The following is a 9,526-nucleotide window of genomic DNA, read 5'->3' on the forward strand; positions in this document are numbered from 1 at the left end:
GGGCTTTCTAGCCACGCTTCAATTTGACATTTTGCTGAATTTTTGGGGATATTTTTGAATTTTAGACACAATAAAACTAATACACTACCATCATTAAATACGATTTTTTACACTATGTCAACAAAAAAATCATGATCTTGTATTTTTTTTATTTTAAAATAGGATATTCTAAAATATTTTAGATTTTATAAATGATTGTGAAATTATTATAGGAGGGAAAGGTAATGACAGGTCCAGAAATATTAGATGCCATGTATATAGTATCAATGATAGTTATATCCCTCTTAACTATAGCGTTTTGTTTGCCTGCCGCCTTTTGATTTTCATTAATAGTTTGCGGATCATATGCAATTACACGCTTTTGCAAAAAAATCGAGAGTGAGAGATTTTTCCAGATTGATGAGCTAAATATTAAGCTCGTGACGGGCTGCTGTTGCCAAAAAAGCAGATCTTGTTAAACCTCTCTTTTGTGCACAATTATCAATTGCACGTAAAATCCCTCGTTCAATTGATATATTTGTGCGTATGACTTTTGAATCATTTTCAATAAAAGGAACTTGTATTAAAAAAGCTCCTTCTGACAAAGCTGTTTTGACAGATTCCCGTTGTATGACTTCTTCAAATTTTGAAGGAATAGGCATTCTATCTATATCTTCACAATAAAGCTGGAGTGCTTCTGTTGCATTTGCTATTAAATTTTCTTCCTCATCAGCAGCAGAAAAAAGTCCCTCAAAATCAGGAAACTGAACACCAAAAGCAGATTCTTCATCTTTATGAACAAGAGCAAAAAATCTTTTCATTCTTCTTCTCCTTCTTTTAACCAGCCTGCTTGTTGTGCGATAGAACGTGCTGTACCAATCGGAAGATTTTTTTAGGATGTGGAACGATAACAACCTTATCATCTTTTTTAAATTTATGATGAGAACCTTTTACTTTGATAAGTTCAAAGCCATCACGCTTTAATTTTGCAATGATTTTTCATCTGATGTCAGTTCTTTTTTAATGGCTAAAATGCTTATGAAGCGCATTAAGAACAATACGCAAAGAACTAACAAGATGTGTTAACAATTGATCTTCTATAACAAGATATTGTAATGCAGCATAAAGATTATACTGTCTATAGAGGTGTTGTGTTTCTTTGATAATCTCTTTCGTCTCTTCATAACAATGAGTTGCTCTTTCAATCCACCGTTTTGTGCTTCCTCATTTGATGAAGGAGTAAAGTTATCATAAATTGCATTAGGCAATCCTTTTGCACATAGGTAATTGTTTTTCACTTCAAGATATTTTTGCGCAGCATCATATTGGTCTTGATTGATTTCGCCTTGCAAATAAAGCCGCCCAATATAGGTACCGGAAAGCGGATTTTTAGCCTCTTCTATGGTCAAGCCAAAGCGTTTGGCACGCATTTCAATTGCCAATTTATCCATGGGTTCATGCGGTGTTTTTGCTCGTGAGATGCGTCCGTTTGGTTCTCTTATGCATCCTTTAATCCGAGGACGTCCGCGTTTTGTACGTTTTTTTCTCTTTGTCATATGTTATCAATCAGAATGGGACACTATCGTTAAGAGCTGTTCTATAATCTTGAGCACCTGAAGCGATAGCATAATTTTGAGAAGTAATGGGTGAAGGGGTAGGGGATGCTGATTGATCTTTCTTTGCATCAAGCAAATACAACTCGCCTTTGAATTGTGGTAAGACAATCTCTGTTGTGTAACGGTCATGCCCATTTTTATCTTGCCATTTGCGTGTTTGTAATTTGCCTTCTACGTAAATCTTTGAACCTTTGTTGAGATACTGAAGTGTAATTTTTGCTAAATGTGGATTAAAAATCACCACGGAATGCCATTCTATTTTCTCTACTTTTTGATTGGTTTTTTATCTGTATAGCTCTCAGAAGTCGCTATACTAAAATTGACTATTTCTGCTCCAGAATTCATTGTTTTGCTTTCGGGATTAGCACCAAGGCGCCCGATTAAAGTCACTTTATTTAGCATGTTTTTTCTTACCTTAAATTTGTATTTTAATACATAGAAAACCTTAACATGATTTGCTTATTTTTTCAATTATTTCAGTTTGTTAATAACAGTTTTTTAAGTATTATATTATAATATTATTTGACAAATTATTCATCAAAAAAACATGTCACACAAATGGCACGGCTTTCTTATTTCTGCTTTTAACGTTTCAATAAATATCCTTTCATTAAGAGTCTGTATCAAACTTTTTTGTTCGATTTATTGTTGATTATCGAACCTTTTTGTGCGATATTCATTTTATAAAGAAAGGGGGAGGCTAAATGAAACGAGAAGCACTGCTTAGAGAATTACGTAAAGAAGCCAGAAATAGAGGCATTCATTACAGTGAAGCTCCTGATGCAGGCAAAGGGTCATATTATTTGGTAACTTTTGGAGACAAGACAACCGTTATAAAATCTGGTGAATTGACCCCACTTTACGTGAAAATAATAAAAAAGCAGTTGAGGGTATGAGTTACTCTCTCAATGGCTTTGATTTTTCGTTTTAAAAGCATTTCGATTATGGCGAGGATACCTAAACATGGAATACACTTATCAAGCAAAACTGGAATCTGATCCAGACGGTGGTTTTATTGTAACCTTTCCAGATGTACCAGAAGCAATAACAGCTGGAGAAAATAGAGCAGAGGCATTAGAGAATGCTGTTGAAGCTTTAGCTTTAGCATTACGGAGCTATTCTATGCGTGGTTTGCCTTTACCAATGCCACAACAGTATAAAGACCTTGTAGAGGTTACTGTAGATGCATGGAATGTTCTTAAACTTGCAGTGGTAGAAGCCTTTAATGAAGCGAATATCACAAAAACAGAATTGGCTAATCGTTTGGGTAAAAAAGAAACAGAAGCAAGACGCATTCTTGATCCAAATTATCCAACTAAGCTTCAAACATTAGAGCAAACACTGAGTGTTCTTGGAAAAAAAGTCGTTATTACAATCAAAGATGCAACCTAATTTCTTCTCCACTTAAAAGCTGGGAAGATGATCATACTTCTTTTAAACTTAAGCAGCTTTTAATAGATCTTCTAAAACTCATATTGCTTCTACAATTAAAATTTTATAGCCTCCACCTTTCACTTGAATGATTCTAAAAGACACGAGATATTTGAGATACAAACTACCTACTTCATAATCACTGAGATAACTTAGATAGTATCTATCGCCCATAAGACTATAAACGTTGTAATTGTGTTAGCTTTATGAATACCATTAACTTCCTTTCTTATAAATATGAAATAGATACAGACTCAAAATTAGTTAATACAAATTGTATCGATAAATTTTTGCAGGAAGGAACGTATACTCTTACCGTGAAGAATCAATGTGCTACCTTAACAATTGAAAAACTTTTTGTGGAATCAAGTACCTACTATTGGGTTTATGTTTTAACAGGAGAAGAAAGTCCTTATAATCCTGAAGTGATTGATTCCGAAAATGGCTTTCAAAGCGTTCCTAACCCGCGTTCTAAAAAACAAATTGAACAAAATGAACAATATTTTGGAGTTTTGATTCCTACAAAATTCATTCTTTTTTCTTCAAGTAAAAAGCTAAACCAATGCTTGCAGTCACACTACAAAGAAAATTTCAAGGAAGAAATTAATATTTTACCTGAGCTTATTGATAAGCAAGATTTCGAAAAAAAATTGCATTCAATTAAAGAAATAAAACTAAAATATAAAAAACAAAAACAATTAGAACTTTTTGGAAAGCAATCAGCAAAATGCTTAGTGGAGTTGGCTAAAGATTCTCTTGATGCATTTCCCACTGATGATGTTACTGAAATAGAACTCAGCTTAGATATCAAATTTAAAGAAGAAAATAATTTAAGGGAATATTTGTGGAATTTTTTAAAAAAAGATAAAAAAAATCCTATATTGCACAAATTAAATTTTGTGGGAGATACATATGATAAGTTCGATGTAATATTTAATACTGAGAGTTTTCAGCATAGAATCCGTATTAAATCATCTAAAGATGATAATGGCAGATATAATAAAGATTTTGTAAAAAAAGAATTGATATTTGAAATCGGAAATTTCACTGTGGCTTTATAATGGAACACTGCAGTGTAAGGATAGATATATTTATTAAATTGCGTGTATACAACATAAGAAAGAGTACACGGCATAAAAAATAATACCAAAGTACAATGTTTAAATACCAAATAGCAATATCTGAGTACCACATTATGGTATCTAATGAAAAAGGAAATTTGTGTTCCACATACCTAAAAATGACAGGCAAAGAAACAGTTTCTTTATAACTATTTGGGAAAATTAAAACGACAAGCGCTAAAATTATTATATTTAAGAGTCGGTGCATATATTGTTGTAAATCACGTGTTAGTTTCACCCAACCCGTTGTACCATCATCTTTATATTTTGGGTTGTTCTGCAACTCAGAAGGAATATTAGAATTGCATAAAATTGCAAAAATAGTTGTTACTATTATCAAACCAACAGATGCGAATGTCAAAATACCCTGAATAAAGTCAATATTTTTTTTAATTCCTGAAAAACATAAAAATATAAAAACTATAATGCCAAACAAGGCTCTTAGTTGCTTATCTGTAAACATACTCATTTCCTGTGAAAAAATTATGATTTCAATTTTTTAAATTATTTTCTGATAGAAGGCACAAACTACCTTTAGTTTTTTCGCGTTTGCTTTCCTTTTAATAGCAACGTCTTCTATTGCATCCAGTTGCTTTTAGTTAACCTCATCTATTATTTATCTATAGTTGATGATCGCTTTAAGTACTAAGATCCTCTAACCTTTCATAAAGATTAAAGAAACACTCTGTTATTTCAAAAATACACGAAAGAACTTAATGACTGCTGCAATATTTTTTTACATTGATACTAGCTATTTATGTTTTTTAAACAAATATCTTGAAATTTTCACATCCTAAAATTCTTAATTTGTATTAAAGGATTCACTTAGTTTATAAATTTGGTACTGCATACAATTTTAGGAAAATATTATACCTTAAAAAAAATTTTTAGTCACTCTTAAAACGCATATCTAATCGTAAAATGATCATCACTTTTCACTATTTTGCTAACCTGCAATGTTTTTCACTGTTCCTCCATACCATTTAAAGTTTCTTCAAGCTCTTGCTTGTGAACAAGCGTTAGTCGTCTAAAGTGCTCTTTCGCTGTTTTTTCTTTGAGTGTTTTCTCACGTGTATTTTAATTGCTCTACGTACACTTTAGGCTTTTGAAAGAAGGTTATTTTCTACTGTCTGGCAATAAGCTAAAAGCTCTCCACAAATTGGCATAAATGTTTTTGATATCCCCATTGCTTGACCAGTTACGATATCTTCGACGCCCTTTTTCAGAGCATATGCTGAAATCCGTTCCAGCATCATGCTATAGGAAAGGATAACGGCCTTGGAATCTGTGTTCGCAGGGACTTCATGCTTGAGAGTAGGAAAGAAGCTTGCTCAATTTGCTTAACTGAAGCTTTCACAGAGAGCAACGCTTGTAGACGATTGCAAGCATCTAAGGTTTGCGCCTCCTCCTGTTTCGTCAATGTATTCCCAGTTTTCAAAGTCAATGGATACCCCGGACTGATCATTTCCATAATGACCACCTAACCGTTTCTCCTGTTCTAATCTTGCTTTTTTCTGTGCTAAAAAAAACACTTTGGATGTGTAACCCAATTGCACCCAGTCCTTTGCCAATCTCGTTTGTTTGCACTTTTTACCTGGGTTTGCTATCCAGTAATTTGTGAACCGTTCAAATTCTGACACTGCCTCATGATGCGTTAATCCTTGATCGATTGCGTATTGCAAATTAGGTTCAAAATCCGCAGGTAAGAGAAACCCATATTTTGACCTAGTCCGCTTCGCTTTTTTGGGAACGTTCTTTTGCTCGTGAATGGGAGGTTGGTTTTCTACACCCGTTGTGATTTGCTCTGGTTGGCTTTCGCAAGCATGAACCTCTGTTGGCTCGTCAATTTGTTCGTTTGTTTCTAAACTTTCAGAACAAATTTCTTTTTTTTCTAAAACGATAGTTTAGTTTTTTTATTATATATGTTATTGTTAATGACATCATTAAGCATTGCTTCTGTATTGCTAGAATCCTCACAAGCATCATGCTTAGCATCTTGATCATCACTAATTGTTTTTGCTTTATGATGTTTTGCCCATTTTGCTTGCGCTGCCTTCTGTGCTCTCTGAAAATTTATTTAAGTTTTCGTTTGAGTTATTGAGTTCTTCCTCAACATCTGAGTTTCACAAACGACCATCTTCTAAGCAAATGATGTGTCCAATTCTAAATAAATAATCTAATGCCTTTTGAAATCTTTTTACTGAACAACGAGTAAAATGAGATAATATTCGTGAATCATTCAAAAGAGGTTCACGCGTGTGTAACATTCTTATCCGCAACTTTACATAAACATTGACTTCCATAGGCGGTAAATCAGAAAGTTTAAATAGCCATTGGTCTGTATTAAGTCTCGTCCATGGTATTTTACTGGACATATATACCCCCCTTCTTTCTTTAAATATAAAATTGCTAAAGCGTCTGCTTCGTTGTCGTCTTTAGGCACATGTCTTTGGAACATATCGCCCAGCCTGTCTTTGTCCCTAGATCAAGACAGAGAATCGTGTTAGTCATTTGCTATTCCATTTAAAAATATTTTTACAAAGCTGTTCGACGGTAATTATTTTCGAAATAAAGGTGGAAAATGCCTGATAATGATGTGCTTCAAAATACAAACAATCAAGTAAACAACATTCTACTGCAACCTTTGTTTATTACATCTTGTTATGAAGAGTTTGCTGATGATATTGCATGATTTAATTTTCACAATATAGCCCCCTTTGATATTAAATTACATTCTGTTTCTGGTGTTTACTGTCGGAAACCATGTAGTGATATTAACTGGGAACATACTAATTCTTGGCCTGAAGTATTTCTTTCTGTTGGTCAATTTAATGCGCCTTCTTTACCTCATTGCCATAATATCGAAGATAGAATTCATTTTATAAGCCCACCTGAAGTACCTGCGTCGAAAGTATTATTGTCTATAAATATTTTAGCCCATACAAAATGTTTTGCTATCATAGGTATACAATTTGGGGCCGATATTGATAGAACATACGGGGCTTCTGTTAAACTTACTTTTCAATTTTCTCCAACTTATGATTTCACAAAAATTTTTAATGCTAATATTTTTTAGAACGTATATTTTTATATTCCCCTAAAGAAGAAGCCAAACGAATCCAATCATCATGGAATGAAATGGAGGCTGCAACAGATCGATTAAAAGCATATCAATTACGAAGCGCTTCATCTAATATGCAGACCGCTTATTATGCTTCTCGAATAATCCCTGAAATTTCTCTTTAAAAGCTTGTGTGTTATCGTGTACCTCTAAGTATAACTTTGATCCTAAAGCATTTTTAGCTATTAAATGGTTATTTTCATCAAAAGAAAAATTCCAATCAGAATTACTAAAAACAATTGTACAACCATCTGGAAAACCTATTGCATGTATTAAATCTTCTGAAGAGCTAAAAGTATAACGTGGTGGTTTTTTCATTTCCTCCCCTTATGGTTGATGCGTATTGATATGTGCGCTATGGCAGAGCGCGTAGTTATAAGTTTTGAAAAATTGGATTAACTCAATTCAGACACACACTGCACGCATCTTATTAATTTGATTTCTTCTTTTCTTTTTTTGGTGAGTTTATCCCTTAAGAAATCAAACCTATTTTTGACTAAGGCTATAAACAAGATCAGCTCATTTAAGCGATAAAAAGATGACAACTCTTGAGAAAAATAATTATCAAACCAAGTTGTAAAAGCTTGCGTAAACACAGATAAAAACCATTGATTAAAATCATCGTACGGCAATAACGGAAAATATTTTCTATCATCACGTGCAAGGATACTATGCAGCATATAGACAAAACAACCTGTTGATGAGGGATCTATGCTTATTTCAAAACATGCATCTTGAGGTGAAAGGACACCATAATATATGTTTTCCTGTCCAATCTTATTAACAAGATCAATCAACTGGACTTTGCTTATAGTGATCTGTGGGACATCTACTATCTCTGATCTTTCTTCTTTAAGAGTGTGAATGGTGCTGTTGATGTTCATTATTATCTGTAGGGGCAGCAATAAAAGCAGAGTGTGAAGACAATTTAGAATCGCATGATTGCGTCCTATAAAAAAACGAGAAAAAGTCTTCTGCCTTAATTGGTGCTCCAATTCTTCCGGCTTCCTTCAAAAGAATTGGGATATATTTTGTCGGAATTCTCCCACCAGTTCCACCTTTTGATACAGGACGGAGCCAGACGTACATGCGTGTTCTATGAACCCCAAGTAACTGAGATACTCTACGAACCCCACCTAATAAATTTATTATTTCCGAAAATTGTTTTCATAAGTCATATTGTAGCTTATTTAGGTACAACATCAATAGAAAATATAACTAAAATTACAAAAGATTTTTTTTCTAACAAAGATATAATGAAACCATGAATAACATTATGAAAATTTGGCTAAGTGAAGCCTTACAAGAATCTGGATTATCTCAATCATCGCTTGCCAGACAACTAAGTGAGAAGGTACATCGTCCTATCTACCGATCTGCAGTCAATAAAATGCTGACAGGTGAACGAGGAATAAGTGCACAAGAAGGTATAGCAATTGAGGAAATCACAAAATACCCACTTCCACGGAAAAAAACTATACCCTTAATGGGATATGTAGGAGCAGGTTCAGAAATTATCCCCTATGAAGATGGTTGGCTTGAAGAAGTGGAAATGCCCCCATATATTACAAAGGATACATACGCAGTAAAAGTTGAAGGCGACTCAATGGAACCTTTCATTGAGGATAAATCCATTTTATTTTATTCAGAAAACATTTCTCCAAGTTTACTTCTTAATAAAAAAGCAATTGTCTATACGCAAGATGGACGTTGTTTTGTCAAAATAATAAAGCAAGGTAGTAAGCTTGGTTTATTTAATTTAGAGAGTTTAAATAGGTTGTATCCAGAAATAAAAGATATTGCATTAATTTGGGCTGCGCCTATAGACTGGATAAAACCACCGAGATTTTAAAATAGTCAAATCATATGGGCATAATTTTCTTCTTATCGTATATTTCTGTTAAGGAGAGAATTATGCAAATATTTGCAAAATAATCGATTAGAATATTAAAATTCAATGTAATTAGTATTACTAAAGCTCTAGCTATTCTAAACATATACCCCTTTTTTAGTAATTACAGTTTTAATTTTCTAATCGAATTTTTATATTTATGTAAAAATTTCTAAAATCGGTACATATGTATTAACATATGTTCTTAAATACACTACATTGGTATCCATAAACCACACACAAACAATCGCCAAGGGATGTTAGGGAGGAAAAATTATGGATAAGCCAATTCTTATTAATTCCAATGAAATTTTATTAGTTTCCTACGATGATAATCAAAACATTGCAGAGTCTGGAACACTTGATG

At 33.3% G+C, this 9,526-nt stretch carries 13 protein-coding genes and 2 pseudogenes; 4 read left to right on the plus strand and 11 right to left on the minus strand.

Annotated elements, in window-relative coordinates; all coding sequences use genetic code 11:
• Nucleotides 1-404 precede the first annotated feature (404 nt).
• From ACFILZ_RS08930 to ssb, 4 genes and pseudogenes are all read right to left on the minus strand, one after another.
• Entirely contained in the window at nucleotides 405-800 is a 396-nt protein-coding gene (locus tag ACFILZ_RS08930; RefSeq protein ID WP_375610931.1) for a type II toxin-antitoxin system HicB family antitoxin, read from the minus strand.
• Nucleotides 797-975 (minus strand): annotated as a pseudogene (locus tag ACFILZ_RS08935) (type II toxin-antitoxin system HicA family toxin). Before ACFILZ_RS08935 ends, ACFILZ_RS08930 begins: the two are co-directional and overlap by 4 nt.
• Before the next feature lie 101 nt (nucleotides 976-1,076).
• Nucleotides 1,077-1,535 (minus strand): hypothetical protein, encoded by a 459-nt coding sequence (locus ACFILZ_RS08940; RefSeq protein ID WP_375610941.1) that lies wholly within the window; start codon nucleotides 1,533-1,535, stop codon nucleotides 1,077-1,079.
• A 10-nt stretch (nucleotides 1,536-1,545) separates the two neighbouring features.
• Nucleotides 1,546-1,997: pseudogene (ssb, locus tag ACFILZ_RS08945) on the minus strand (single-stranded DNA-binding protein).
• Nucleotides 1,998-2,299: 302 nt separating this feature from the next.
• Here ssb and ACFILZ_RS08950 point away from each other — a divergent pair.
• From ACFILZ_RS08950 to ACFILZ_RS08960, 3 genes are all read left to right on the plus strand, one after another.
• Nucleotides 2,300-2,491 carry a hypothetical protein gene (locus tag ACFILZ_RS08950; protein WP_375610932.1) on the plus strand — a complete coding sequence of 64 codons (192 nt, stop codon included), beginning with the start codon at nucleotides 2,300-2,302 and terminating at the stop codon, nucleotides 2,489-2,491.
• Between the two features lie 67 nt (nucleotides 2,492-2,558).
• Nucleotides 2,559-2,987 (plus strand): type II toxin-antitoxin system HicB family antitoxin, encoded by a 429-nt coding sequence (locus ACFILZ_RS08955; RefSeq protein WP_375610933.1) that lies wholly within the window; start codon nucleotides 2,559-2,561, stop codon nucleotides 2,985-2,987.
• A gap of 245 nt (nucleotides 2,988-3,232) precedes the next feature.
• The gene (locus tag ACFILZ_RS08960) at nucleotides 3,233-4,087 is read left to right on the plus strand and encodes a hypothetical protein (protein ID WP_375610934.1); all 855 of its coding nucleotides are present in this window, start codon (nucleotides 3,233-3,235) and stop codon (nucleotides 4,085-4,087) included.
• On the opposite strand, the gene ACFILZ_RS08965 is transcribed toward ACFILZ_RS08960, so the two are convergent.
• The 7 genes from ACFILZ_RS08965 to ACFILZ_RS08995 form a co-directional block, all read right to left on the minus strand.
• Nucleotides 4,071-4,610: a hypothetical protein gene (locus ACFILZ_RS08965; RefSeq protein ID WP_375610935.1), complete on the minus strand. Its 540-nt coding sequence runs from the start codon at nucleotides 4,608-4,610 to the stop codon at nucleotides 4,071-4,073. The two genes, ACFILZ_RS08960 and ACFILZ_RS08965, sit on opposite strands and share 17 nt — an antisense overlap.
• A gap of 634 nt (nucleotides 4,611-5,244) precedes the next feature.
• Nucleotides 5,245-5,403 (minus strand): hypothetical protein, encoded by a 159-nt coding sequence (locus tag ACFILZ_RS08970; RefSeq protein WP_375682371.1) that lies wholly within the window; start codon nucleotides 5,401-5,403, stop codon nucleotides 5,245-5,247.
• 84 nt (nucleotides 5,404-5,487) lie between these two features.
• Nucleotides 5,488-5,718: a hypothetical protein gene (locus ACFILZ_RS08975; protein WP_375682372.1), complete on the minus strand. Its 231-nt coding sequence runs from the start codon at nucleotides 5,716-5,718 to the stop codon at nucleotides 5,488-5,490.
• A 552-nt stretch (nucleotides 5,719-6,270) separates the two neighbouring features.
• Nucleotides 6,271-6,522 carry a hypothetical protein gene (locus ACFILZ_RS08980; protein WP_375682375.1) on the minus strand — a complete coding sequence of 84 codons (252 nt, stop codon included), beginning with the start codon at nucleotides 6,520-6,522 and terminating at the stop codon, nucleotides 6,271-6,273.
• Nucleotides 6,523-7,337: 815 nt separating this feature from the next.
• Nucleotides 7,338-7,586 carry a hypothetical protein gene (locus ACFILZ_RS08985; RefSeq protein ID WP_375610937.1) on the minus strand — a complete coding sequence of 83 codons (249 nt, stop codon included), beginning with the start codon at nucleotides 7,584-7,586 and terminating at the stop codon, nucleotides 7,338-7,340.
• A 77-nt stretch (nucleotides 7,587-7,663) separates the two neighbouring features.
• Entirely contained in the window at nucleotides 7,664-8,152 is a 489-nt protein-coding gene (locus tag ACFILZ_RS08990) for a hypothetical protein (RefSeq protein ID WP_375682373.1), read from the minus strand.
• Nucleotides 8,121-8,357 (minus strand): hypothetical protein, encoded by a 237-nt coding sequence (locus ACFILZ_RS08995; RefSeq protein WP_375610939.1) that lies wholly within the window; start codon nucleotides 8,355-8,357, stop codon nucleotides 8,121-8,123. The genes ACFILZ_RS08990 and ACFILZ_RS08995 overlap by 32 nt, the downstream gene beginning before the upstream one ends.
• 187 nt (nucleotides 8,358-8,544) lie before the next feature.
• On the opposite strand from ACFILZ_RS08995, the gene ACFILZ_RS09000 reads away from it, so the two are divergent.
• Complete coding sequence (locus ACFILZ_RS09000; protein WP_375682374.1) at nucleotides 8,545-9,120, plus strand: S24 family peptidase; 576 nt, start codon at nucleotides 8,545-8,547, stop codon at nucleotides 9,118-9,120.
• The last annotated feature ends 406 nt before the right edge of the window (nucleotides 9,121-9,526 follow it).

Origin of the sequence: Bartonella sp. AP40SXNS (assembly GCF_042195825.1) — a bacterium.
In the GTDB taxonomy this organism is placed as follows: domain Bacteria; phylum Pseudomonadota; class Alphaproteobacteria; order Rhizobiales; family Rhizobiaceae; genus Bartonella.